General features: G+C 41.7%; 27 protein-coding genes. 14 read left to right on the forward strand and 13 right to left on the reverse strand.

Features of this window, described 5'->3' with window-relative positions; genetic code table 11:
- Positions 1-123: 123 nt before the first annotated feature.
- Together CLV32_RS11575 and CLV32_RS11580 are read left to right on the forward strand one after the other, a co-directional pair.
- Complete coding sequence (locus CLV32_RS11575; protein WP_133555672.1) at positions 124-936, forward strand: SDR family oxidoreductase; 813 nt, start codon at positions 124-126, stop codon at positions 934-936.
- A 15-nt stretch (positions 937-951) separates the two neighbouring features.
- On the forward strand, positions 952-1,857 hold the full coding sequence (locus CLV32_RS11580) for a helix-turn-helix domain-containing protein (protein WP_133555674.1): 906 nt from the start codon (positions 952-954) through the stop codon (positions 1,855-1,857).
- 25 nt (positions 1,858-1,882) lie between these two features.
- On the opposite strand, the gene CLV32_RS11585 is transcribed toward CLV32_RS11580, so the two are convergent.
- Positions 1,883-2,305 (reverse strand): hypothetical protein, encoded by a 423-nt coding sequence (locus CLV32_RS11585; RefSeq protein ID WP_133555676.1) that lies wholly within the window; start codon positions 2,303-2,305, stop codon positions 1,883-1,885.
- Positions 2,306-2,448: 143 nt separating this feature from the next.
- Between CLV32_RS11585 and tssD the strand changes: the two genes are divergently transcribed.
- Positions 2,449-2,958, forward strand: coding sequence for a type VI secretion system tube protein TssD (tssD, locus tag CLV32_RS11590; RefSeq protein ID WP_133555678.1), 510 nt, complete (start codon positions 2,449-2,451; stop codon positions 2,956-2,958).
- Positions 2,959-2,975: 17 nt separating this feature from the next.
- Here the strand turns inward: tssD and CLV32_RS11595 are convergent, their stop codons facing one another.
- Together CLV32_RS11595 and CLV32_RS11600 are read right to left on the reverse strand one after the other, a co-directional pair.
- The gene (locus CLV32_RS11595) at positions 2,976-3,374 is read right to left on the reverse strand and encodes a hypothetical protein (protein WP_133555680.1); all 399 of its coding nucleotides are present in this window, start codon (positions 3,372-3,374) and stop codon (positions 2,976-2,978) included.
- Positions 3,375-3,448: 74 nt separating this feature from the next.
- Positions 3,449-3,907, reverse strand: coding sequence for a MaoC family dehydratase (locus tag CLV32_RS11600; RefSeq protein ID WP_133555682.1), 459 nt, complete (start codon positions 3,905-3,907; stop codon positions 3,449-3,451).
- 250 nt (positions 3,908-4,157) lie between these two features.
- Between CLV32_RS11600 and CLV32_RS11605 the strand changes: the two genes are divergently transcribed.
- Entirely contained in the window at positions 4,158-4,862 is a 705-nt protein-coding gene (locus tag CLV32_RS11605; protein WP_133555684.1) for a hypothetical protein, read from the forward strand.
- A gap of 86 nt (positions 4,863-4,948) precedes the next feature.
- On the opposite strand, the gene CLV32_RS11610 is transcribed toward CLV32_RS11605, so the two are convergent.
- The 5 genes from CLV32_RS11610 to CLV32_RS11630 all read right to left on the reverse strand — a co-directional run bounded on the left by CLV32_RS11610 (position 4,949) and on the right by CLV32_RS11630 (position 8,551).
- Complete coding sequence (locus CLV32_RS11610) at positions 4,949-5,545, reverse strand: hypothetical protein (protein ID WP_133555685.1); 597 nt, start codon at positions 5,543-5,545, stop codon at positions 4,949-4,951.
- 139 nt (positions 5,546-5,684) lie between these two features.
- Entirely contained in the window at positions 5,685-6,605 is a 921-nt protein-coding gene (locus tag CLV32_RS11615) for a helix-turn-helix domain-containing protein (RefSeq protein ID WP_133555687.1), read from the reverse strand.
- A gap of 4 nt (positions 6,606-6,609) precedes the next feature.
- Entirely contained in the window at positions 6,610-7,512 is a 903-nt protein-coding gene (locus CLV32_RS11620; RefSeq protein ID WP_133555689.1) for an NmrA family NAD(P)-binding protein, read from the reverse strand.
- Between the two features lie 102 nt (positions 7,513-7,614).
- Positions 7,615-8,058, reverse strand: a complete 444-nt coding sequence (locus tag CLV32_RS11625) for a hypothetical protein (RefSeq protein WP_133555691.1) — start codon at positions 8,056-8,058, stop codon at positions 7,615-7,617.
- A 25-nt stretch (positions 8,059-8,083) separates the two neighbouring features.
- Positions 8,084-8,551, reverse strand: coding sequence for a hypothetical protein (locus CLV32_RS11630; protein WP_133555693.1), 468 nt, complete (start codon positions 8,549-8,551; stop codon positions 8,084-8,086).
- A 512-nt stretch (positions 8,552-9,063) separates the two neighbouring features.
- On the opposite strand from CLV32_RS11630, the gene CLV32_RS11635 reads away from it, so the two are divergent.
- From CLV32_RS11635 to CLV32_RS11645, 3 genes are all read left to right on the forward strand, one after another.
- The gene (locus tag CLV32_RS11635) at positions 9,064-9,516 is read left to right on the forward strand and encodes a hypothetical protein (RefSeq protein ID WP_133555695.1); all 453 of its coding nucleotides are present in this window, start codon (positions 9,064-9,066) and stop codon (positions 9,514-9,516) included.
- 141 nt (positions 9,517-9,657) lie between these two features.
- Positions 9,658-10,101 carry a hypothetical protein gene (locus CLV32_RS11640; protein ID WP_133555697.1) on the forward strand — a complete coding sequence of 148 codons (444 nt, stop codon included), beginning with the start codon at positions 9,658-9,660 and terminating at the stop codon, positions 10,099-10,101.
- Between the two features lie 176 nt (positions 10,102-10,277).
- Positions 10,278-11,759: a Fic family protein gene (locus CLV32_RS11645; protein ID WP_133555699.1), complete on the forward strand. Its 1,482-nt coding sequence runs from the start codon at positions 10,278-10,280 to the stop codon at positions 11,757-11,759.
- 19 nt (positions 11,760-11,778) lie between these two features.
- Here the strand turns inward: CLV32_RS11645 and CLV32_RS11650 are convergent, their stop codons facing one another.
- Both CLV32_RS11650 and CLV32_RS11655 read right to left on the reverse strand, forming a co-directional pair.
- Positions 11,779-13,296 (reverse strand): ArnT family glycosyltransferase, encoded by a 1,518-nt coding sequence (locus CLV32_RS11650; protein WP_133555701.1) that lies wholly within the window; start codon positions 13,294-13,296, stop codon positions 11,779-11,781.
- Between the two features lie 108 nt (positions 13,297-13,404).
- Positions 13,405-14,313, reverse strand: coding sequence for a LytR/AlgR family response regulator transcription factor (locus CLV32_RS11655; RefSeq protein WP_133555703.1), 909 nt, complete (start codon positions 14,311-14,313; stop codon positions 13,405-13,407).
- A 186-nt stretch (positions 14,314-14,499) separates the two neighbouring features.
- On the opposite strand from CLV32_RS11655, the gene CLV32_RS11660 reads away from it, so the two are divergent.
- The 5 genes from CLV32_RS11660 (at position 14,500) to CLV32_RS11680 (ending at position 20,673) form a co-directional block, all read left to right on the forward strand.
- Positions 14,500-16,284 carry an outer membrane protein assembly factor BamB family protein gene (locus CLV32_RS11660; protein ID WP_133555705.1) on the forward strand — a complete coding sequence of 595 codons (1,785 nt, stop codon included), beginning with the start codon at positions 14,500-14,502 and terminating at the stop codon, positions 16,282-16,284.
- An 18-nt stretch (positions 16,285-16,302) separates the two neighbouring features.
- A complete protein-coding gene (locus CLV32_RS11665) occupies positions 16,303-16,830 on the forward strand; it encodes a hypothetical protein (protein ID WP_133555707.1) in 528 nt (175 codons plus the stop codon).
- Positions 16,831-16,966: 136 nt separating this feature from the next.
- A complete protein-coding gene (locus tag CLV32_RS11670) occupies positions 16,967-19,204 on the forward strand; it encodes an ATP-binding protein (protein ID WP_133555709.1) in 2,238 nt (745 codons plus the stop codon).
- On the forward strand, positions 19,201-19,851 hold the full coding sequence (locus tag CLV32_RS11675; protein WP_133555711.1) for a response regulator: 651 nt from the start codon (positions 19,201-19,203) through the stop codon (positions 19,849-19,851). The genes CLV32_RS11670 and CLV32_RS11675 overlap by 4 nt, the downstream gene beginning before the upstream one ends.
- A 48-nt stretch (positions 19,852-19,899) precedes the next feature.
- A complete protein-coding gene (locus CLV32_RS11680; RefSeq protein WP_133555713.1) occupies positions 19,900-20,673 on the forward strand; it encodes a hypothetical protein in 774 nt (257 codons plus the stop codon).
- A gap of 20 nt (positions 20,674-20,693) precedes the next feature.
- Here CLV32_RS11680 and CLV32_RS11685 read toward each other — a convergent pair whose 3' ends face one another.
- The 3 genes from CLV32_RS11685 to CLV32_RS11695 form a co-directional block, all read right to left on the reverse strand.
- Positions 20,694-21,716, reverse strand: coding sequence for an LLM class flavin-dependent oxidoreductase (locus CLV32_RS11685; protein ID WP_133555715.1), 1,023 nt, complete (start codon positions 21,714-21,716; stop codon positions 20,694-20,696).
- Positions 21,717-21,859: 143 nt separating this feature from the next.
- Entirely contained in the window at positions 21,860-22,180 is a 321-nt protein-coding gene (locus CLV32_RS11690) for a hypothetical protein (RefSeq protein ID WP_133555716.1), read from the reverse strand.
- Positions 22,177-22,761: an RNA polymerase sigma factor gene (locus CLV32_RS11695; protein WP_133555718.1), complete on the reverse strand. Its 585-nt coding sequence runs from the start codon at positions 22,759-22,761 to the stop codon at positions 22,177-22,179. Before CLV32_RS11695 ends, CLV32_RS11690 begins: the two co-directional genes overlap by 4 nt.
- Before the next feature lie 115 nt (positions 22,762-22,876).
- Here CLV32_RS11695 and CLV32_RS11700 point away from each other — a divergent pair, with 115 nt between their 5' ends.
- Both CLV32_RS11700 and CLV32_RS11705 read left to right on the forward strand, forming a co-directional pair.
- Complete coding sequence (locus CLV32_RS11700; protein WP_133555720.1) at positions 22,877-23,224, forward strand: DUF6249 domain-containing protein; 348 nt, start codon at positions 22,877-22,879, stop codon at positions 23,222-23,224.
- A gap of 86 nt (positions 23,225-23,310) precedes the next feature.
- Positions 23,311-24,903: a serine hydrolase gene (locus CLV32_RS11705; RefSeq protein ID WP_166641938.1), complete on the forward strand. Its 1,593-nt coding sequence runs from the start codon at positions 23,311-23,313 to the stop codon at positions 24,901-24,903.
- Positions 24,904-24,913 lie beyond the last annotated feature (10 nt).

Raw genomic sequence — 24,913 nt, forward strand, 5'->3', positions numbered from 1 at the left:
AGCCAGATGACCTGATCTTGTAGCCAAAGGGACAAAAATCCGGAAAAAGCATACAAACATCCTGAATTTGTATGGCTCGACCCTCGTCTTTTCGGGAGACCTTTGAATTATAAAGAAAACGAAATGAAAAACACAATATTAATCACAGGAGCAAGCAGCGGTATAGGTGCAGCAACTGCACAATTATTTTTAAATAAAGGCTGGAATGTTATCGCTACCATGCGTAAGCCAGAGGAAACAACTTTTGTCAATTCTGATCAGTTGCTGGTAACCAGACTGGATGTATTGGATCTGGAATCTATTCAAAATGCCATTGATCAGGGCATCAACAAATTTGGTAAGCTGGATGTATTGCTCAACAATGCGGGTTATGGTGCTTATGGCGTATTGGAGTCTTTCAGCAGGGAACAGATCATCCGCCAGTTCAATACCAACGTGATCGGGTTAATTGATGTAACTAAAGCCGTATTGCCGCATTTCCGCAAAAATAAAAGTGGGATTATCATCAATATATCTTCTATTGGCGGTAAAATGACTTTCCCTTTAGGTACTTTATACCATGGAACCAAGTTCGCGGTTGAAGGGATTTCTGAAGCCTTAAGCTTCGAAGTTGAACAGTTTGGTGCGCAGGTTAAAATCGTTGAACCTGGAGCTATTGCAACAGATTTTGGTGGGCGTTCTCTTGATTTCAGCAATGATGAAAGCATGGTCGAATACCAGCATATCACCCAGCAGGTATTGATCGGCATGCCTCAGTTTTTTAAAGATGCTTCGCCAGCAAGTGTTGTTGCGGAGGTGATCTTTGAGGCTGCTACAGACGGTAAACAGCAGTTACGTTATACTGCAGGTGATGATGCTAAGGCAATTATTGCACAACACGCGCAGCAGGACGATGCTACTTTTATGGGCGGTATGAAAACACTGTTTGGGATTTAAGCTATATTTACGGTAATGAGTATGTTCGTCCACTTAAAAACCATTGCAGATGTTTTTCGGTTCTTCCAACTGGATCAGCCTGTGCAACATCCGCTGGTGGCGGTAATAGATTTTGGAAAGGTTCAGGAAGACGTAACTGAAACAACCCTGCTGTCATGCGATTTTTATTCCTTGATCTGTAAGAGCTATAACCGCAACAACATTAAGTATGGGCGTAAGGTGGTCGACTTTCAAAATGGCAGCCTGATCTGTATGGCACCTAACCAGGTTTTGGAACTAGAGAATGATTTTGATTCCAGTGCAGTGATATCCGGATGGGGTTTGGTTTTCCACCCTGACCTGATCCGGGCAACGCCACTGTTTGAAAGAATGAAGGACTTTAATTTCTTTACTTACGAAGTTGCAGAATCGCTACACTTGTCGGATAAGGAAAACCAGATCCTGAAACAGTGTGTAGCTGCCATCGAGGCAGAATTAAATGAAAACATAGACGAGCATAGTCAGCACATCATCGTTTCGCAAATTGAACAGCTGCTGAATTATTGTACTCGCTTTTACAGTCGGCAGTTCATCACCCGCAAAAGTTCCAATAACGGAGTGGTGATGCAGGTAGACAAGATTTTGAGGGGTTATTTTGATCATGGTAAGGAGAAACACCTACCCACCGTCAAAGAGCTGGCAGAGCAGGTGTTTTTATCACCTGGTTACCTGAGCGACCTGCTCAAAAAGGAGACTGGCAAAAATGCTCAGGACCATATTCATTTTTACTTAATAGAGGAGGCCAAGAACTTATTGCTGGGCACTGATAAAGCGGTTAGTGAAATTGCCTATGCACTGGGTTTCGATTACCCGCAATATTTCAATAAACTGTTTAAACAAAAGACCGGAAAAACACCGGTTAGCTTTCGGGGATTGAATTGATTTTGATCTAATGCTGGATGAGCCTTTAAAAGAAAATATCGATGTAGTCTGTAATCTGACCATCGCAATTCAGCATCTGCTGCAGTCGCCAGTATTTCCTTACACCTGATGCCTTGAAAATCTGCAAGCCTGTACGTTCGCAGGGCTTGCCACCGTTGATGGAATTAATTTTAGATACAATATTCCCGTTGAATTTGAGTGTGCGCCCTTTATTAAGGAATGTTCCTTTAATGGTCACATATTCTTTGGTTTTTGCATCACGCTGCGCGCCTTCAATGCTGTATTCATCATCACCAATTAATTTGATATTTACGCTTCCCGGATTATCATTATTAAAACTGATCCATTGGATCGTAAATGAGTGGGAGCCTGTGCGTACAGGTTTGATTTGGGCCTGAACTTGCGGTTTGAAAATGAATAACGATGCAAGGATTAAGATATATTTCATAAGAATTGTTCTTCAATGATAACCTTATAGGCTAACGGGTAAATTGTATTTTTTGTTTCAATGTTGCTGTAGTTAAATTAACAGTCTCCGAACAATGCGATCTGATCGTTGTTAATAGCGTGATCAATCTAAAAGACATCACTATGAAAAAATCACTTGCGCTCGCCCTGGCATTAATCCTGTCCGTTTCGTTGTTCAATAAAATCTACGCCCAATCTGATGAGAACCGTACAAAGCTCCAACTCACCATCAACTCCGGCGGAAAGACGATCGTTACAGATTTGAATTCGGTGAGTACGTCCCTTTCCCGCAGTTATGACGAGGCTCCTGTTGCCAATGCAGTTTCAGATACAGCGAAAAATAAATCAGCTGCCATTTATCCTGGCGGATGTTATCTGACGATGGATGCTAAGAAGATTAGTGATGATTTACTTAAAGTTTTTTCGAAGAAACAAACGCGTTTTGATGGTACTATTACCATTGTAGACACGTATGGTAAAAACCCAACCCGCACCATCAAGTTCACTAATGCGAGTTTGTATAGTTTCGGAGATCAGTTCTCAACTAATTCTTACAATGAAGCGTATGGTGCCACGTCAATCGCGATCATGTGTAAGGAAATCTCCATTAATGGTGTGGTGATAGAGCAGTAATCTGATACAGGACTCCGCTATTTGTACATTTTACTTTTTCGCCATTCGGCCAGCGTGTACTGACGGTTGCTTACTGCGTCATAAAAGAACACCTGATAGGTCTTTGGATCTACGGCAAACTGGTAGTGGTTGTTGTAAGTTGGCGCGCCGTCATTTACGTTCACTTGATAATAGGGTATCTCCAGTTCGGGATCTGCACTAATCCTTAACGTGATATCGGTCTTGCCCTTGCTAAGCCGTTTAATTTCCCTGGAACGTTTTTGTACCTCCGGCAAAGCCGCAATATGTAACAGCACTTTTTTTTCTTTGGCATTGTTAGCCTGAATGTGTTGGGCAAAAGCCTGGTTATTTTGCAGGCTGAGGCCTATCAGGGTGAAGGCTAGAAGTTTTGCGATAAATTTAAAGTAGCTCAGCATAAGTTTTTCATTGATATGCGCAAACAGTAAGCCACAATTGAATTTTGGGGAGGAGCTCTTTTATGTCTGGACCTTTATATGAAATGATATAAGAAAATCACTTCTCCAGTATAAGCGGGTTTCGCATAGCCCTTGATCATTAATGTTGATTCTATAACTACTTTAGTTGTGCCACGAAGATTTACAATGGAGAGCAACTTAGCTTTTAGCTGCACCTCGCTATCTACCAAGACTGCCTGCCCAAATTTAAAATGCTCGATTCCGTAGTTTATTTCCATCTTGATATTGCGTACGTCAGCAATCTGCTTCCACAAATATGGGATTAAAGATAAGGTAAGATATCCATGCGCGATTGTTGCCTTAAACGGTCCTTCAAGTTCCGCTTTTTCCTTGTCAACATGAATCCACTGATGGTCTAGCGTTGCATCTGCAAATTGATTGATCTGATCCTGGGTAATCCTGTGCCATTCAGAAACACCTAAATCTTTGCCTAGATGCGATTGATATTCTTCAAAACTGTTTATCACTAACATAGCTTTCTTTTTTCGCCGATAAAAATATGCATACTGATGATAAGAACAAGTGTTTTTTAATTTTAGTTGTTGGCGATGTGCTTGTAGCCCGGGCGAGGAAGCCCAGGATGGATTCCGTCATCCTTTTAAAGCTTGCTAACGTATACTTGATCATCTGGGATTGGCTTGAGTTTTGCACTGCTTTTCCTGTAGCTGCAGAAGAATGATGACCAAGTTGTGAGCAGTAAAAACGCAAATCAAATATAAACCGATGACCAAAAACAAACCGCTTACCTCCCTAAAAATCGCAGGAATTGTCCTGTTGAATTTAATCATTCAATCCTGCCATTCTCAGAACTTTGATCTGGCAACATTAAAGCTGCCGGTTCCCGAAAGTTCCATTACCTCGAAATTTAAACTCGAGGACGACAAGTTTCTGGTGGCTAACCTGAGTCAATATAGTTCGCTGGAAAAAGAAGCTTTATATTTTGGTGGAAAATCGTTGTACGGGAGCATAGATAACAGCCCGACAACTTCGTACTTGGCGAATGGAGTAAAGTTCTTCATCGATCAAAAAACAAAGCAGATAGAAGCTTACCGTTTAGGCATTAAAACAACTGCAGAAACTGAAAAATTGGTTAAGGTACTGGAAGCCAAATTAGGCAAGACTTTCTATTACTATAAAGATCCTGACATGAGTTTCAGGATCTGGGAGCTTAATGGGATTACGTATTTCCTGGAAGTAAATTCAACAACGGTCTATAATGGTGAACATACGGTGTCTAGTGACCTGCATGTGGTGAATAACAAAGCGGAGACCTTTTACAACTACATCATGGCTGGCGGCTTTGGCTATTATGCCGACTATCTGAATGCGAAAAAGAAAAGTACTAAAAAAGTCTATACTTATAATGATTTCCTGAATGAGATGAAGGCCGAGGGGAGTGACTATTATCTGAAAAAACTGGTGCGGTAAGTTTCGCATCAAACTTGCTTCGTTTACCTGACCAATTGTATAGCAATGAATAACCCCCAGTTGGTTTGGTCAACTGGGGGGGTTGATTAATTGATTTTCTTGAACTTAAATACTTCGGCAGATTCTTCATTTTCTTCATAACCAGTAATGTAAAGTGCACCACCGGCCCGTCGACTAAAGACAAAGTTAATGTTGATCGAATCAGGTTTTAGACCATCAAAAGCTATTGAATTAGAATATTTACCATGGCCAACAAATGTGGTAATGTACCTCCAGGATCCAACTTTAATTATACTATCTTTTCGATTATTATTGTTAGTAAGCTGATACTTTCCACGGTACACATATCCACCTCTTGTGCTTAAAGTTGGATCAGAAATTTTCAAGATCAAACTATCTGCTGGAGATACTTTGTTCCTGCTTGCTCGGTACTGGTTCTGAATAAACATATAGCTCCCCAAAATTTCCTTACAGCTTAAAGAATCTTTTACAGTCCATCCTGTGTTTTCAGGATCTACGCTACAGCCTGTTAGGCATATCGCTATAAAAAGCACCAAAAAAGAGTATTTCTTTAGATTACCTGAATTAAACTCAGCGCTCTGGCTTTTTCTGATTATGAGGCTGATGTGCTGCGTGTTTGCTATTGTGGCTGATCGCCGGAAGCTAAAAGTGTTTATGTTCACTGAGACGGATTAATTTGCAGCAATATAAAATTATGTTTTATAGAAAGCAAAAAACTTTACCATGAATATAAATTAATCCTTACTATACAATAGCTCTGAAAGTTTAAGTTGCACCTTGGAGATTAGGCGTCATTGCGCTTTAACTATTAGTCATTTGCTGTCTGAATTCTGCCGGGGAAACCTGTGTTTTGCTTTTAAACAGTTTGCTGAAAGATTGCGGATAGTTGAACCCCAGTGCATACGCTACTTCACTTATGGAAAGGCTCTTGGTAGATAACATTTCCTTGGCCTTATTGATCAGCTTATCCTGAATGTGTTGCTGAGTACTTTGGCCGGTTAGCGTTTTTAGGAGATTACTCAGGTAGTTAGGTGATATGTGCAGCGCTTCTGCAACAGACAATACCGTAGGGATTCCATTACGATTGAGCTGCTGGTCATGAAAGCATGCGTCAAGAAACGTTTCCAATCGCATAAGCACATCATGGTTGCTGATTTTGCGTGTTAAAAATTGTCGCTGGTAAAAGCGCTGTGCATAGGACAGCAAAACTTCCAACTGGCCGATGATGATGTTTTGCGTAAAGGGGTCAATGCTTCGCCGGTATTCATCACCTATATTAGCCATGATTCCGTTTAAAAGTTCTTCTTCCTCGGCAGAAAGGAATAGTGCTTCGTGCACAGCATAGTCAAAGAATTCATATTGCCTGATACTTTTCGCCATCGGTGTGCCCCATAAAAAGTCTGGATGGAAGATCAGGAGCCAGCCAGAATGATCTACGGGTTGATCCGGGTTATACTCAATGCCTATCTTTTGTCCGGGAGCCATGAACGTCATGATGCCCTCATCGAAATCATAGACCTGGTGGCCGTATTTAAGCTTAGCTTTAAAATTACTTTTGAGGGCGATGGAGTAGAAGTCGAGCACCCAGCTTTGCGGATGTTTGCTGTTATATTTCATGTCTTCAAAACGAACTACGCTTACAAGCGGATGCACCGGCCCAGGTAGTCCCCGGAGCCGGTGAAACTCAGTGATGCTTTTAATAGTTTGCGGTTGATCAGCCATTGTTCTAAGATACCTGTTTTTGATAGGCCAGTGCAAATTCTTTAGCAAAGTCGGTTAGTTTAACTTTGCCTAATTCTGGCCTGTGTTTGTAGTAGTCTTCCGAGATAAATCCATTATGATGCCCGGTTTGCAATTCGACCAATAGTGCAGCTGAAGTTGGGGGCAGCCCTGCCGCTTCCAGACTTTGTTGTGCCTGCTCTGCTGAAATTAAGTCCCAGTGCAGGTCTGGTTTACCGATGGCTTCACCTAAAATTTGGGCTACTTCATTGCAGGTTAGCTCATCGCTGGCAACGTATCTTATGCTGCGGCTACCTGCGGTATTTTCAAGTTCGTCAGCTACTGCAACAGCGATATCTTCGGGAGCCACCAGTACAGTGCGGTCGCCGGCTCCATAAGCCGCTGAGATCTTACCTGTGTATTTAATTGCTGGGATAAAGCTAAACAGGTTATAATAAAATGATGCCGGGCGGATGTGTGTGATGCTTACAGATTCGGGGAGGCCGTTCAGGATATGCTCCAGATAGTAGGTACCAACAATCCCGCCTGTTCCACTATCACGATGGGCACCCCAACTGCTTAAGTTTACTACCCGCTTAATGCCGGCTTGTGTGACTGCCGATGCATAGTTGTTACCGATCTGGCTAAAGTGTTTTATTGGGTCCAAGCCTGGTTCCATATAGCTTACAGGGGGCACCATTGTGTACACCGCATCTGCTCCTGTAAATGCTGTTGCTAAAAAGTCTGCATCCTGCACCGAGCCGATAGCCGCAGTAGCCCCCATGTCTTCAATGATTGCTATTTTACCGGGATCACTGCTGATTACTGTTACGGTATGATTGCTTTCAAGTAAACGTTCTACAAGTGGTTTACTGATATGTCCTAAGGAGCCTGTTACTACAATTTTCATATGTTGATTTTATAGTACAAAGTTCCAGATATGGCGCAAGATGCAGTTAAGCAAATCTATCGGACTTGTGCTAAAATCTACTGAATATAAATGTTGAATTATTTACTCTGATGGATGTCTTGCCTCTTTCCGGTCTACAAAAAGATGAACTAACCCTGCGAACAGTATACTTAACGGAAAAAAATAGAGTAGCATTTCAAGATTTTTCCAGTAAGGATTAGCCCATAAATTAATAAAAGTACCGATTAGGCACCAGAGTAATGTTAAAATCAATTCAAAAAATAATACCTTTTGATAAAACTTTAGCGAACTTTTTTTTGCTTTTTTAGTTATAATTAGATTATAAGGAAGCATTACAAAAAGAAGCCAAATTATAGGGCCTGCTATGAAACGGCTTAGCAGTGTTGCGCCAACATATTCCCAGAAAGTACCGTAGAAATAAGTTTGATCATGAAGAATCTCTATCAGGTAATAATCTTTGATAGAGAATAAGATTGGAAAGAGAATAAATGATAGTATAATGTTTACGATAATACGTCTTTTCATAAAATTACCTTTAACGCTTACTTGATTATTGGGCTAATGGGGCATTGAGCTTTTGCATGGTAGAACTGTGTTCTTTCCGGTCTACAAAAAGATGAACTAACCCTGCGAACAGTATGCTAAACGGTAGAAAATAAAAGACTGCATTCAGATTTTTCCAGAAAGGGTGGCTCCACAAATTTTCAATGACGCCCAGTAGGAACCAGGCGATCATTAGGAGTAATTCAAAGTATAGTACCTTTTCATAAAACCTCAGCCGTCGTTTTTTCTCTTTCTTAAGAATGATCAGGTTGTAAGGAAGCATGAAGAAGATTAGCCAAAATAGCGGCGTTATCAGAAGGGTGATTAATAATTCTAAAGTTTCATATTCCCAAAAGGTACCGTAAAAAAAGCTGTGGTCTTTAAGTATTACAATGAAGTAGTAATCCCTGGCTGCCATTATTATCGGAACAAGGACAAATGATAGTAGTATATTTATGGTAATGCGTCGTTTCATATATTTTAATCTGGACAGTCGGTTGACAATGTATTTAAAGTCTTAGGCAGTCCTCAGGCAGATAGCCTTCGGTTTGGCGGGAGCTATAAATGTACAATGGCATCACATAAAGAATGCGCTTTATTAAATTCTGTTTCACTTATTTTACGGATCATCGTAAAGTTATCGGCAGGAATAGTTTTGTCAATTTGTATTAATTTTTAAATATAATTATATTGGCATAAGTTAACTAACTTGTAATGAATTTTCGCAATCTCAATTCTTCAGGCCGGGCAATATGCTGGTTTTTCTGAGACAGTTTTAATTGATTCGTCAACCCGAGCACAAGCTTAAATCCAAGACTTGGCGGAATAAAAATGCGTAAGTCTTTTAAAAAGTCAGTAAAATGGGAGCAGGAATGGATTAAGTAAAATCAGAGGGACGCTTTCAACAATAGTAGTATGCCGAAAGGCTCGATCCCAAAGTGCTAATAAATACCAAACTCAGTTTTTATAGTTTATAAAGTCACGTTTATGCAGAAATTTATTTTCATCTTATTTGTTCTTATTTCAACTTCTATTAAATCAAATGCTAAAACTAAAACATATTTGCTGACACTTAACTTTGAAAGCATTTCATCTGTAATGACCGTAGATACGACTTCTGAATTTATTATTTTAGACAAGGGTTACAAACCGGATATCTCTGAGATTAAACTTCATGTATTTGAATTTGGATCTAATGATACGCAAATGGCGTTTTTTGGATTCGCTGACAGAAGTAAGCGAAAGTTGTGGCAATGTGTTACGGATAAGCAGGGTTCGGCCACGATAACGTACTTTTCAAGAAATAGTAAGGAAGCCGCCTATCTTGTGGTCTATTTTTTAAATTACTCGCCAGCATATATTCCTTTGGTTAAGTTAAAGGATAGGGATGTCGAAATTACAGTTAAATTAAAATGGCAAAATGAACAGGCAGTGCATTAAAAATGTATTTTAATGCTGTTGGCATTGATTACTCTTGATGACCACTATATCAAAAAAAAGGGTAATTATGTGATTGCCTTGTAATGCTAGTAGCTACCGCCCGGAGAATGTAGTTGGTAGCAGATCAAAATGGGATCGATTATGATGTTATGTGTACTCTTTAGTTTGTTTTTCAGCCAATTTAGTGGGAAAACAAAGTCGTTATCTAATATCGTTGCTAACGATAAAAAAATTCATACCACATTTTTAGTGGATTCTGTCTCTCAATATATATTGATAGATAAAGGATATCAGGCTAAATCATCAAGTGTAAGTATTCGGATACTGGATTCAGGTTCGGGATCTTCTCAGGTAGCTTTTTACGGCTTCACCGATAAAAAGAAAAACGCGCTATGGTCTGTTTTAACTGATAAAGATGGATTGGCTAAAATTACTTACTATTCCAAAAACAATAAGCAAGTGGCATATTTGGTTGTTTGGTTTATAGGGTATTGGCCCGCTTATATCCCAGCTAGTGAATTAAAGGATAGGGATGTTGAAATTACCGTCAAACTGAAAATAAATGTTACATCATTTACTCATTAGTGCCAATTTTTATTTTCATTTGAAATATAGAAGATCATTATCCTGACTCGCTTTCTTGAGTTAGCGTGAAAAATTTGTGTTTTTTGCCGAGTTAGCGTGAAAAATTTGTGTTTTATACCCACGAATGGATAACTTAGCGTGAAAAATTTGTGTTGACAGCTCAAATTAAGAAGCAAATGAAAAGCAAGCTACCATTACACCTTCATGAAATCCTTTTCTCTTCCAGCGTTCCTGAGGAGAGCAGAAAGATAAATGCGTTGGTCAAAAAAGGTGCATTGAAGAAGTTGGCACCTAAAATTTTCACAAGCAATCTGGAAGATGCCGCAGAAGATATTATCAAACGAAATATATTCTTGATTATAGGAACGCTGTATCCAGGCGTCCTGTTAAGTCATAGAAGTGCTCTTGAATTCAGACCAACATCCTCAGGTGACCTTTTTCTAACGAATTCTCATCACCGAAAGATCAAGCTTCCTGGCGTGACATTAAATATTATGGAGGGGCCAAAAGCGCTAGCTGGTGATAATGCGTTCACCGCGGGGCTTTTCGTGTCCCAACAAGCAAGGGCACTGCTGGAAAACATGCAGGAGACACGGAAGCCGGGTCCTCAATCTAAGACTTTAACACTTCCTGAAATTGAAGATATCCTGGAAAAGGTAATTAATGCAAAAGGAGAAGATGGCTTAAATTTACTGAGAGATCAGGCAAAAGAAATTTCTACCATTATCGGTTTGGAAAAGGAGTTTGTCCATCTCAATAAATTGATTGGGGCAATGTTGCGCACCAACAGCGCAGTTCAATTAACTTCTCCAGGTTCCAGGGCTAGAGCACAAGGTATACCTTATGATGCTAAACGGAATGAATTATTTATTAATCTATTTGTTGAGCTCAAACAAAAGGAGTTTACACCAGTTCCAGACCCAAATCTTTCTGTGAAAGCTTTCCGGAATTTTGCATTTTTTGATGCATATTTCTCCAATTATATTGAAGGAACAGAATTTGGAATTGAAGATGCGAAACGGATAATCGAGACTCAGCAGCCAATGCCAAATAGAGATGCAGATTCTCATGATGTATTGGGAACTTACAAAATTCTTAGTAATCGAAAGGAGATGCAGATTACTCCCGAAACGCCTCAACAACTGATTGATATCCTTCAGTACCGGCATCAGATATTATTATCTGCAAGACCATCAAAAAAACCAGGGGAGTTTAAAGATCAGAACAACCGTGCTGGAAATACTTTTTTTGTTGACTATAAATTAGTGCGTGGTACGTTGATAAGAGGGTTTGACTACTATAAAAACCTAAATGATCCAATGGCAAAAGCCATCTTTATGATGTTTATGGTAAGTGAAGTACACCCCTTTCTTGATGGTAACGGTAGAATTGCGAGGGTAATGATGAATGCAGAGTTAAGCGCTAAAGCTGAAGCAAAAATTATTATTCCAACAGTTTACAGAGAGGATTATATGGGAGCCCTAAAACAGTTTAGTAAACAACACATACCAGATGCTTATATCCGGATGTTGCAGCGCGCCCAGCTTTTTAGTTCGACCGTGCGGGGAGAAGAGATGGATATAATGCAGATGGTTTTGGAGAACAGCAATGCCTTCGACGAGCCCAGTGAAGCGAAACTAAAGATAATGGGCAAATAAAAAGCATCAGTTTAAACCATTACTCGAAAACCCTTGTCTTGAAAATCTGATGTAGGCCCTCAAAACTTTGTTTAGGCTTTGTGCAGATAAAAATTGTCTGATACCTGTCTTCGTCAAAACCTGCATAAGGATTATATACTTTATTTACCGCGACAACGGAGCTGAAAAATGATTTGAAGAATTCAACATCTGCTTCGCCATTGGTAAATGCGATAACTGTTTCTGGTATTGGCCCCGTTGGTGCCCACGAGTAAAAACTACCATGATAAGAAAATGCTTTTGGTAAACCATACGCGCTGCCGAATAAATTTACCGCTCCAGCCTGACTGTAATGTTTACCCCAGATCAGACATCCTTGTTTTTGTTGTGCGGGTAAACTGTCATGCACAGCTTTCAGTGCACGCATAGTCTTTACCCACTTGCTTTCTGTATAATATTCATCAGGGATCCCGAACTTACTTTTTCTCTTATCTAGCCTGTAAACATGGATAAAGTTGTTCAGGGGCAAGACCATTAACCCCCATGGCATTAGGAATAATCCTGTTGCAATAAACAAAATGCTGACTGGATATAGTAGCCATTTTTGCCAGGCCAACACCTTTTGTTCAAACCAGATACTGCCAAAAATGATCAGAAAGATAATGTCTGAGAAAAAGTAATAATGCTTCCCTTTTGCCAATGCCAGAACCAATATCGATATGGCTACGCATACCGCCAGAGGTCTGTATGTTGCCAGGGATTTGCTCATAAACATATAGAATAATCCGGGCAGCCATAGGAGCAGTGTAAAGGGATTAAGGTCTATGATTAACATTACGATAACGCTGCCCACGTTCAACTTATCGAGTTGCGTTTCATACAGGCGGGAGAACATCTGGAACATGGGGAAGTTATGCAGATATTGCCAACATAAATTTGGAGCCACAATAATAGCGAACAGTAAGATAAACTTCCACACCTGTTTACTAAGCAATATTTTTTGTGTGCTTTTGAAAAAGAAAAGACTGCAAGTTCCTGCGATAAAAAAGACGATATCATACTTTGTTAAAAAGCCAAACGCCAGAGACAGCGTTAGCCAAAATAAATTTTTGTTGTCGGGTACTTTGATAAACCTTGTCAGCAGGTAAAAGGACAATACCCAAAAAAGCTCGCTGAATACTACGGGCTGAAATAGTTGGTGCGACCTGTCAAATCCGGGGGATATCATGATACAGAGCAGCGCCAAAAAAACTGCTTTGGACTTTCCGCCAAGCTCAACGGTAGATAATCCTACAAGTACTAAAATCAATAGGGTGGCGATGTGACTAAAAATGTGGTGCACAAATACCGAGCTCGATCCAAACTGATTCTGGATGCAGGCCAGCCAGCCAATCATTGGGGGAAACTCCATATAGCCGATGGCTGGATGGTTACCTGTAGCGATGTGCAGCAACTCATCCCCCTGAAATCCGGAATGATAATCTGCAAGCAAATGCATAATCAGATTGATCACGCAAAAAGCTATGATGATTGAGGTAGTGGTCTTGATTGGCTTCATGGGTCCCCGAGTTGAAAGTCCAAAGATAGATGAACAAAAAGGCAGGGGAACGTGGCTTGTGACGGCTGACAAGCTTTTGTTACGGACAACAAGCCTGTTGGGAAAAAGCTACGCCTCTGGTTGATAGATGCTGTCGAATAAACTGAGATAAGTTCGCGATACAGGGACCTTATCGTCAGTTTCATCAAATGAAATCAGATATCCCTGAGCATTACCAGAGAGCCGGGCTACCCTTTTGATATTTAACAAATAGGCCCGGTGACAGCGGAGGATATCAGGATAAGCAGCAAGTTGCAGCTCCAGTTGCTTCAACGAGATTCTTTTCAGGTCGCTATGTACAGTCCCCTTTTCAACTGTATAAACCTGCACATAATTTCCCTCTGCACGGGCAAACAGCAAGTCGGCAACGTTCAGATAAAAATCATCTATGCGCACATGTGCCTTGATGAAGAGCGGCGCCGGATGAAAGTCTGTTTTGACGGCAGCAAGATTGGGCTCAATGGTGGTTGACTTGCCCATTGATAAATTAAAATAGACCTTGGTTGTTATCAGATAAAGACAAAATACCGTCCCCGCCAGATAAACATTCCTGATTTCAATCCAGAAGTAATGCCACGAAATATTATCTGAATTGGTATAGATCACGCTCCGTAATAAGAAACTGGAAAGCCCGATGAGCAGAAAAAGTATCACCAGGTGCAGCAATTCTTTTATTAGCGTCCAGTTCTTGATCTGCTGTTTATTGCTGCTGCGACTAAGCAGGCTCATATAAACGAAAACGATCAATGCAGGCAGCAGCGCATGCAAACAACAACTGGTTAAATAACTCCAGCGCTGTTCTGCCAGCGTTACAGTAAAGGGCTTGAAAAAGTAAAGCGTCAGGAAGACCAATAAAAACTGTGCAGAAACAATTTTAGCTAAATTTTCGGGCTGATATCTTGCCGGGAAGTTCACTTCACTATTAAAAATATTTTTCCTGAAAGGTATAGACAACATAATTCCTGTGGCAATAAACACGCGTTAAAGGTATCAGAATGATTTAGCATTGGAAAATTACAGGTAATTTATTCTGGTACGGAACTTAAAACCTCTCATCTGAATAGGGATATATACCTATCATTATTAGCACTTGTGCTTATTGCCTGTTACTGCCCCATAATTGATTTTTGTCTGGTAATCTTAACCTCAATAAATCAGTTAATTATGAAAAGAAATACGTTACTCTTACTCACCGTTCTGACCTGCTGTAACCTGGTAGTAAATGCACAGTTTGGCATGTTGAAAAGCCTAACCGGTGGTGGCAAGGCCGGAAAAAAAAGTGGCAATTTTAAAAGTGTCTGGGAATCTGAATTTGACAACAAGGCCTCCAGACTTGCACTGTCAAATGCCGATGGATCAATTATCATTGGCACGGATGACAACTCCGCCACGGTGCTCAATACTGAAGGTAAGCAGGTTTGGAGTGGCGACTACAAGAAACTCACAACCAATAAAACCAATAACTCAGAATTTCAATACGTGATCCGCGGAGATAAAAGCGGCTACTTGTTCTTATTTGATGCGCGGTCTATGGGCACAGATCGTGTGGCTGTGTTAGACCTCACCTCTGGCAAGGAACTTTGGAACTCTGAAGCGTATCAGGACCTGCTGGATAAAAAAGAGCAGGAAGCCGACATAGAAACGGTAAAATATATCAACGAGCTGGATGCGTTCCTGATAGCCCAACGTGGTGGGATAAGTATGGTTGAAGCGCAGACAGGCAAGCAACTCTGGACTACAAAAACTTTTAAAGGTAGCGTAGGCAAATACATTTACGACAAGAAAACCAATCAGATCGTGATGCTCAATTACAAGCCTACATTCTGGTCGGGCCTGTTTTCGGCCTTCAAAAATCAAATCGTTAAAATCAATGCGCTAAACGGACAGATTATCTGGGATACAGAATTTAGGGGAACTATAGATAAGAAACTGATCACCCGGGAGCCTCTGCTGGATCTGACAGTTAAAGGAGACAAGTTATTTTTGTGGCTGGATGGACTACAAGCTTTTGACCTGAACACTGGCAAAAAGTTGTGGGAAGTAGCCTACGAAAATGATACCGAACAGGCAAAAAAGAGCATACTAGGGATAGGCGGCAGAGGCAGTAAAGGGGTATATGGTGCGCTGGCTGAGCCCTTGTTTACCAACGATGCGGTTTACCTGGCCATGTTTGCCAATAGCAGTAAATCCAAGTATATCGAGAAGCACGACCTAAATACCGGAAAACTCATCTGGACATCAGAGAAGATCACAGGTGCCTATTGTTTGCCGCACATGTACCTCACCGGCGATAAGATCATGGTGCAGGTTGGTGGAAAGGTAGAAGTGCAAGAGATCAGCACCCGCCGTGGTGCCAATGGCATGATCACTACCTACAAGATTTTTAACGACTACGTGAATCAAAAGAATGGCCTCCTGGCGCTCAACGAAAGCTCCGGGCAAACAGCATGGCGCTCTGATAAATTTGATAAGCGCATTACCGATATGGTGATTCACGAGAATAAGACTGTATTTGCGGGTGATGGGGATGAATTCTTTGCCTATGACATCGCAAGCGGTCAGCAGAAATTTGCTGTAAAACACAATGATGCGAAAGTGGGAAAAGCCACAGATGTGATTGACTTTGGAGACGACGTAGTGGTGATCTCTGAAAAAGGACTGGCCAGCTATAAAAAAGCAGATGGTACACGCAATTATGCTACTGCCAAGCTCTCAGAGATAGACTACTATTATCTGGTAGGCGACAACTATTTCCTGCGCAGCCAGAACGGGTCAAAAAACACCATTTACGGAATAAATATGACTAATGGCGAGGTGAAGGGCTCTGTTACTTCTAAAGGTAAAGGAGGCAGTCCGAGATACGGTGATGGTATCGATATCACCGATGATGGTGAATACATCTTCGCATTTAACGGCAAAAAGGTGGAGAAAATCAAAGTAAACAATTAATCAACAAACAAACATATCATGAAAAAATCAATGCTAACTGTCATCGCCATGGCGATGTTATTTATGACTTCCTGTAAAAAAGACAACTCCGAAAACCCCGCTGCAACTGGTGGCGCAGCAACAGTAACTGCTGGAAACTATGGATTTGACGGCTCTGCAAGTCTGGGTAAATTCTCGTCCACAAAAGCAGGCATTACGCAAACAACCGTGGCAGGTATTACCACGTTTAGCATCAGTGCAATTAAAGATGGAACAAACGAGTCCATCACCATTATCCTGCTAAAAAAGGCCGCGGTAGGTAAGGTACAGCTGGGATCCTCGCTCAGCAATGGTGGAATCATCATCAGTAAAGATTACATGAAGGCCGCCGATGGGTCTGTAAATTATTCGACCGATAACAGCGGTGCTATGACAGGCGGTGGTGAGGTTAATATCACCAAAGTTGATGGAAATTCCGTCGAAGGAACCTTTTATGCCATTGCCTATAACAATGCACGTAAGGAGGCATTTGTTGAACAAGGAACCTTCTCTGGTAAAATTCAATAAGTCGGAGGTAAGTATAAGCCATTTGCAACATGCAGATGGCTTTTTGTATTCTTTTTTTTCAGATACTTTTATTATCATTAACTAATTAATTTTTAGCGCTTTGATCACATCTCTTCCCTGCCGTAATCAGCTTCTGATGGCTGTTGTGTCGCTCTTTTTAGCTTTCGCTCCGGGCATTGCAAATGCCCAGAATGCTGATGCCGCGAAGAAAGTAGCCGCTGAGCTCCAGGCTGAGCAAAATCCGAAAAAGAAAATGGGGATCTACCTGCAGTTGCTGGATGCAATCAGCGACTATGATTCTGTGCAGACCGAACGGTATGCGAAAGAGGCGCACCAGCTGGCATTGACACTGAAGGATAAAAAATCGGACGCCGAGGTGTACCGGCAGCAGGGCCTGATGTATAAGGAGTTCAGCAATTTTCCCAAAGCATTGCAATTGCTCAACAGTGCCCTGCAGCTGGCTCAGGCTGTTAACGATGGGATCTTAGTTGGTGATATTTACAACAACATTTCCAATGTGTATGTAGACACGAAAAATAATCAGCTTGCAGATGTGTATATCGACAAAGCGCTTAGAGCATACCAGGCTGAAAATTCGGAGGCGGATATTGCAATGATTTATGCCAATATGGGATCCAACAACAGCAGGCGCGGAGATTATCCAAAAGCTATTGAATATCTGTTGAAGTCGCTGGCCATCAGAGAGCGCCTGCACAACGATAAAGGCATTGGTTCTGTTGCTTTCAACATTACGCTTCCATATAAGTTTTTGAAGCGCTATGATGAAGCACTGAAATATAACCAGCTTGCCATTGAAAAGTTTACCCTGCTTAAAAACGAAGGGCAACTGGCAACGGCATTCGCTGTGCGGGGCTCTATTCTTCGCTCCTTAAAAAAGTATGATGAGGCAATTTCGTATATCAACAAAGCACTTCCCTTGTTTGAGAAGTATAAGAATAATGCGGGGATCCGTAATGCCAATGATAATATTGGGCTGCTTTACGCAGAGAAAATGGACTTTACCAATGCGTTAAAACATTTTCAGATCTCTAAACAGGTATCTGTACGTTTGAACGACTCTTATGGGATTGTTTCTGCCAATGTGAATATTGCACAGACCGCCCTGGATAAGAATGACCTCCCGACGATGGCGGCTGCATTGGATGAAGCAGAACCCCTGGCCAAAAAATATGATTTCAAGGAAGACCGTGCGGAGCTTTATAAGCTAAGAATGCTGTATGCAATTGCCACCAGTAACCAGAAGGCCGCCAACCAGACCTTTGATCAATATCTTGGTTTGAGAGATAGCCTGGCCAGTACAGATGTTAACAAGTCGATCAGCGAAATGCAGACCCGCTATGAAACTGAAAAGAAAGATGCCCAGATTAAACTTAATCTGCTGCAGCTCAATAATCAGGAGCTTAGCATCCAACAGAAACAATCACGCCTGGATAAACAGGATCAGGCATTGCTGATTAACCAGTTGGAACTGAAAAACCAACACCAGCAAATAGCCAATCAGGTATTGGATAACCGGCAGAAAGCACAAAGTATCACGTATCTTAAAAAGCAAAGCCGCGTTCAAGAGCTTGAGCTAGCGAATCAGAAACTGAAAATCAGGCAGCGCAATAGCGTGATCGCTGCTATCATAATTTTGATATTGGCTGCTGTGGTACTTGCCTATGCCTATTACAGGCGATATAAGTTGCGTCAGGAAGCCAGGTTGCAGGCAGAGATCTATAAGCAACAGGAAATTGAAACCAGATCTTTGTTTGAAGGGGAGCAAAAGGAACGGATTCGTATAGCCCGTGATCTGCACGACAGCATCGGTCAGCTGCTTTCTGTAGTCAAGATGAATCTGTCTAATCTCGGTTCGCAACATCAGGAGGATCCTAATTTAATGCACACGATTGGCCTGGTTGACCAAACGATTACCGAGGTACGGCATATCTCGCACAACCTGATACCGGAGGAACTGAACTTTGGTCTGTTTTCTGCTCTGGAAGACCTGGCAGCCAAGGTAAGTAAGGCGGGCAGCACGCAGGTGGTTTTGGATGTTCCTGATGAAGTGCGGGCACATCAGTTTGAAAAATCAAATGAGCTGTCTATTTATCGCATTGTCCAGGAGGCATTGAGCAATATTGTAAAACATGCTCAGGCTTCGGTAATTGAACTCACCGTGACCCAGCGCCCCAACGTGATCATCATTGCCATTAAAGATAACGGCAGCGGCTTTGATATTGAGCAGATCAAAAACTCGAAAGGGATTGGCTGGAAAAACATTGCCGCCCGCGTTAACCTGCTGGATGGCAATTTGCAAGTACGCTCTGAAAAATTAACAGGAACACAAATAGAAATAACCATTCCCGGATGATAAGCACGCCAATAAATATCCTGATCGCCGATGACCACCAGATGGTTATCGACGGACTTAAGAGTCTGCTGAGCGGGCATGAAGCTTATCATGTATGTGATGAGGCCAACGATGGTCAGGCGGCCTATGAACGCATTGCGGCTGAGCCTGACAAGTTTCAGTTTCTGCTTACCGATATCAGTATGCCTTTGCTTACCGGTACACAGTTGTGCCGTATGGTCAAGGATAAATTTCCGCATATACAGGTACTTATTTTAAGTATGTATAACAACACACCTGCCGTTAAAGAGGCTGTAATGGCCGAAGCTGATGGATACATTCTGAAGAATGCCGGTCGTGATGAACTCTTACAGGCCATGCATCGCATTGTTGCTGGCGGCACCTATTTTTCGCAGGATATTGTGCCCATCATTTACAACCAATACCACAAGCAGAAGATGCAGGATGAGCAATTGAGTCAGCTGTCGCAGCGCGAAAAAGAAGTGCTCGCTTTAATTGTTAAAGAACTGACGAGTGAGGAGATTGCCAATAAATTGTTTATCAGCAAAAAAACGGTGGATAACCACCGGCAGCATCTGCTGGAAAAAACCAATTCCAAGAGTACGGTTGGCTTAGTGAAATTTGCGATCAAAAGTGGTTTGGAGTAGAATTGGTCTGGTGATTGCATGTAGTGAAATACGCATATTCAACAACACATGTACAGATACCTCATCTTATTACTACCAGTGATCTTCTTCCTGTATCAGTGTAAAGGAGAAAGAAATAATCCTGTAGAGGCGAAAGCTATTGGCCTTGGGCTGATCACTGTAAATACGCAATATCCACTTCCACTTTTTCGCAAGGCCAACGACAGTGCGCCATTTGATACGCTAAAATTTGAACAGCGGAAATCAGGGGCTACTAAATTTGTGACCAAGGGAAAGTTGAACCCTTACCAGATGAGTGAGGGCGATAGTGATGAAGCTGGGCGAAAGAATATCCAGATGGGGCTGATCCGCTTTGCTCCTGTGCTTAAATTTAGGGTGCTGGATACCACGGCCTCGTCGTACACTATTGTGAGTAATGAACAAACCTGGGATACTTTGGTCATCAAGAGGGATCCTGCTGCGGCCTACTATGTTGCAGAGCATCAACTTGCTGATAACAACTGCATCAATTGTCCGGGTTCCAAATACAATCCTAAATGGTCTGTTTACGAAACATGGGATCGCTATCTGAAGCGTGTTGAATTTATCACGAAAGACAAGCTGGTTATTTATGATAAACCAAATGGCAAAGCGATCTTCGAGAATAAGGAAAATACCTTTTTGCCATTTGGTGTGGAGGCCGTACAGGGTGAATGGATCAAATTAAAAAAGGGTTTTGGCAGGGAGTCTAATTTTGAGGATGCAAAGAATTACTCCGGATGGACAAAATGGCGCGAAGGCGCGCACATCCTGATCGGTATTACAGAGCAAACCTACGAGTAAAATCCTGTTACAACCACTTCTTAACGCCAGCCCAATCCAGGTGCCACATGTTGTAACATAGCAGACAATATGTGTACATTATAATCGACGCCCAAAGTATTTGGGATCGTTAACAGTAGTGTGTCTGCTTCCTGGATAGCCTCATCTTCTGCTAATTCCTTAATCAGTTGATCTGGTTCTGCAGCATAGCTTTTTCCAAAAATGGCACGTTTATCAGCTTCGATGTAACCGATCTTATCAGCGCCATTCCCTTGCTGTCCGAAATAATATCTGTCCTGTTCATTAACGATGGGGAAGATAGAACGGCTAACTGAAACTCTTGGTTCACGCGTATGTCCTGCTTTTTTCCAGGCTTCTTTATATAATCTGATTTGTTCTGCCTGCTGGACGTGGAACGGCTTTCCATTCTCGTCATATTTCAAGGTAGAGCTTTGGAGGAACATCCCATTTTCGGCCGCCCAAACGGCTGTTGCGTTTGATGCAGCGCCCCACCAGATGCGTTCACGTAATCCTTCAGAATAGGGCTCTAAGCGTAATAATCCCGGTGGATTGGGAAACATGGGGTTAGGGTTAGGCTCGGCAAATCCCTTACCACTGAGTTTATCCAGAAATTCCAGGACCTTTTTTCGTCCCATATCTGCATCGGTTTCCCCCTCAGCGGGAGCATAACCAAAGTGACGCCATCCCTCAATTACCTGCTCGGGCGATCCTCTGCTTAGACCGAGTTGCAAGCGCCCACCAGAGATAAGGTCTGCCGCACCGGCATCTTCTGCCATGTATAAAGGGTTTTCATAACGCATATCAATCACCCCGGTGCCAATCTCTATTTTGCTGGTTTTAGCACCGATTGCCGAAAGTAACGGAAAGGGTGAGGCCAGCTGAGCTGCAAAATGGTGTACCCTGAAATAAGCACCATCCAGACCAATTTCCTCAGCAGCAACAGCCAGGTCGATCGACTGCAGTAATGTGTCGGCCGCTGTACGTGTTTGATAGGAAGGATGATTAGACCAGTGTCCAAATGATAAAAATCCTATTTTCTTCATAAAATTTTTTATTTGCGAAATAATGATGAAAACTATAATGACCTTAACAAACCTATATGATTTTGGTTCCTGCTCTTCTTCATTATTAAACTCAAATGTAAATAATCAAAATCAGGCCGCGCAACACATCCTATTAAATGACGTTATTCAGATCTTCCGTAAGTATGGAGCATGCTAATTACTGCTGCAACACCAGTACCGAACAGCGTTACAATCAATATAACCTCGATTGCGAGGGTAGATAGCGTGAGTTGAAATAAAATCAAAAAACAAGTAGCAACTACAAAAGTCAGGATGAACTTTCCGAGCCGTTCCTCTTTTTTATAGCGTAATGCATAACGTATTCTGTATTGAGTAACAATCATGTTTTTAAGCCGCAGCGAAAATTGTTCTGACGGCTGGGTAATTCCGTATTTGCTAATCAGCGTTTTGAGTTTATCATTTTTAGCCTGCTTGTTTTTCATAGCTCTTTAAATTCCTTAATCAATAATCTTTTCAATAATACTTCCAGTTGGTGTCTTCCACGCAGTAAGCGCATTTTGATTGCCGAACGTCCCAAGCCAGTGATCTCGCTGATTTCTGTAATGCTTTTTTCGGCAATATAGTGTAGTGTAATAACTACCCGGTCATCTTCTTTTAACTGGTCAATAGCCCTTCCTATATATTTTTGCCGATCGGCATTGACCAGGCCCAGCCACGGATCATTTTTCTCATTAGTATCAGTAATGTATTGAGTCGATTCATCTAAAACGCTGGTAAGCAATACTACCCTTTGAATTTTGCTAAGGGCAGTATGATAAACAATCCGGTAGAGCCACGTCGAGAATTTGGAAGCACCCCTAAAATCACTCAGGTATTTAAATGCTTTTAAGAAGCTATCCTGAACAACTTCCTCAGCATCTTCACTGTTTTTTACAATCCTAATCGCTATGGTATAGGCCATGGACTGATACGTCTGTACAAGGTACTCAAGTCCAATCCGTTCTCCGCGGATTGCCCGCTTCAGATAATCGTCCTCAGTGTACCCAGCTTTTTTAAATACCATTGTTTGTTAGACGCTGGCGTTCCTGGGCTGGTCACAGGAAACCTGAATTTTATTTTCGAATTATGTGACCACCTTTTCTTTTATAGGGTCTTATAGCTAACAAATAAATAATATTATGGAGATGACTTCCGCTGCAGTCCTCATCGCTGTTTCACTTGTCCTGTTCGGTGTGGTCTATTACTTTTTTACTACGCGTCATAAAGAACGTATGGCAATTATTGAGAATGGACTTGCTCCGGATCATTTTAAGCATCAGCGCCACTGGCATAAATTGCTGTTGTTACTGGGCGTGATCTGCATGGGGACATCGATAGGTATATTATCAGGATCTCTGATAACAACTTACCTTGCCTTGCCATCGATATTGATCATGTCTGCCTGTGTTTTTTGCTTTATAGGCATTAGCTTAATTGTATGTTACTGGCTGTTGAATATTTTCGAGCGTCGTAACAACACCAACTAATCTACCTAATCAACTATTATTTTTTACTAACATTCAGAATAATGAAAATTTGCTTCAGGCTATTCCTATGCCATTTTTTAATCTTTATGAGCAGTGCTTCAATGCAGGCTCAGACACTTCAAAGTACGCTTGACTCTATGTTTTTGAGCGTGTTTAGCGCCCGTGCTCCAGGAGGGGTAGTACTCGTTTCAAGGGCCGGGCAGCCGTTGTACTATAAGGCATTCGGTCTGGCAAATCTTGAATCGGGGGCTCCTATGACTACAGATCATGTCTTTCGGCTTGGCTCAATCACCAAGCAATTCACTGCAGTAAGTATACTTCAGCTTGTTGAAAAAGGTAAACTATCCCTAAGTGATAGCCTTTCCAAATTTATCCCAGATTATCCCAATGGCGGCAGGATCACCATCGAATATTTGTTGGGCCATACTGCAGGAGTGAAAAACTATACCGCACTACCCGCGTTTACAGAGCAGTTGAAGCGGCAGGATCTTAGTCCGAAGCAACTGATTGCATTATTCAAAGACCAACCGCTGGATTTTGAGCCTGGGAGCAATCAGCTTTACAGTAATTCCGGTTATATTTTATTGGGCTATATCATTGAACGGGTTAGTGGTAGAACCTATGAGCAATTTGTTCAAGAAAACATCTTTAAACCACTGCATATGGATCATACAAGTTATGATGATACCAGGCAAATCATCTCTAACCGGTTAGCGGGATATCGGGGTGGTAATGGCAACTACGTAAATGCGCCCTACCTGAGTATGACCTTGCCTTATGCTGCGGGATCTTTGTTATCTACTGCCGGAGATTTGTTAAAGTGGTACACCGCGCTGTCTGCAGGCCACATAATTAGTAACGAAAGTCTGGAAAAGGCTTTCACTAGTTTCGTGCTTCCAAATGGAGAGGAGACTGGTTATGGGTATGGCTGGGAAATTGGTAATATCCAGGGTAGTAAGTCGGTTAAGCATACCGGCGTAGTTAACGGTTTTTTTACCGATGTGGTCTACATGCCAGCAGAAAAAATCCTTGTCGCTGTATTGTCTAACAACGAATATAATAGCAATTTGGATATCTCAGCCAGCAAAGCAGCAGCTGCGGCATTAGGCAGGCCTTACCGGTTTGATAAAATTGCGCTGTCGGATAAAGAACGTCATAGCTACCAGTCAGGATACTTGAATGCTGATGAAGGTGAACGCTTCATTGCCGACCAGGATGGTGAATTGTATCATTATACACGCGGTGGTAATAAAGTGCTATTGATACCTTATCAAAAAGATGCTTTTAATATGGAGCGTACGTTAAACACTATTTTATTTAGTCGTGATAGCAAGGGCAACATCGAGGGTTATCAGATCAAGGGTGTCGGCAATACGCGTATCTGGAAAAAGAGCAAAGTGCCGTTTGCGGTTCCTCAAAAGATTAAATTGCCGCAGAAAGTTCTCGAAGCCTATATTGGTAAATATGCTTTTGGGAAAATGGTCTTCGAAGTGTTTCTACAGGATGGGCAACTTTATGGACGTATGGGGCAAGACCAGAAAGTGCTTTTCCCCTTCGGCAAGAATAAGTTTTATGCCAAAGACCTGGATGCGGTGCTGATTTTTAATTCAGACAAAAAGGGAATCGTTATCTCGGTAACAAAAGTTCAAAACAGTGAAATGGTAGGATTCAGAATGTGATCTTAGACAA

Origin of the sequence: Pedobacter duraquae, assembly GCF_004362245.1 — a bacterium.
In the GTDB taxonomy this organism is placed as follows: Bacteria; Bacteroidota; Bacteroidia; order Sphingobacteriales; family Sphingobacteriaceae; genus Pedobacter; species Pedobacter duraquae.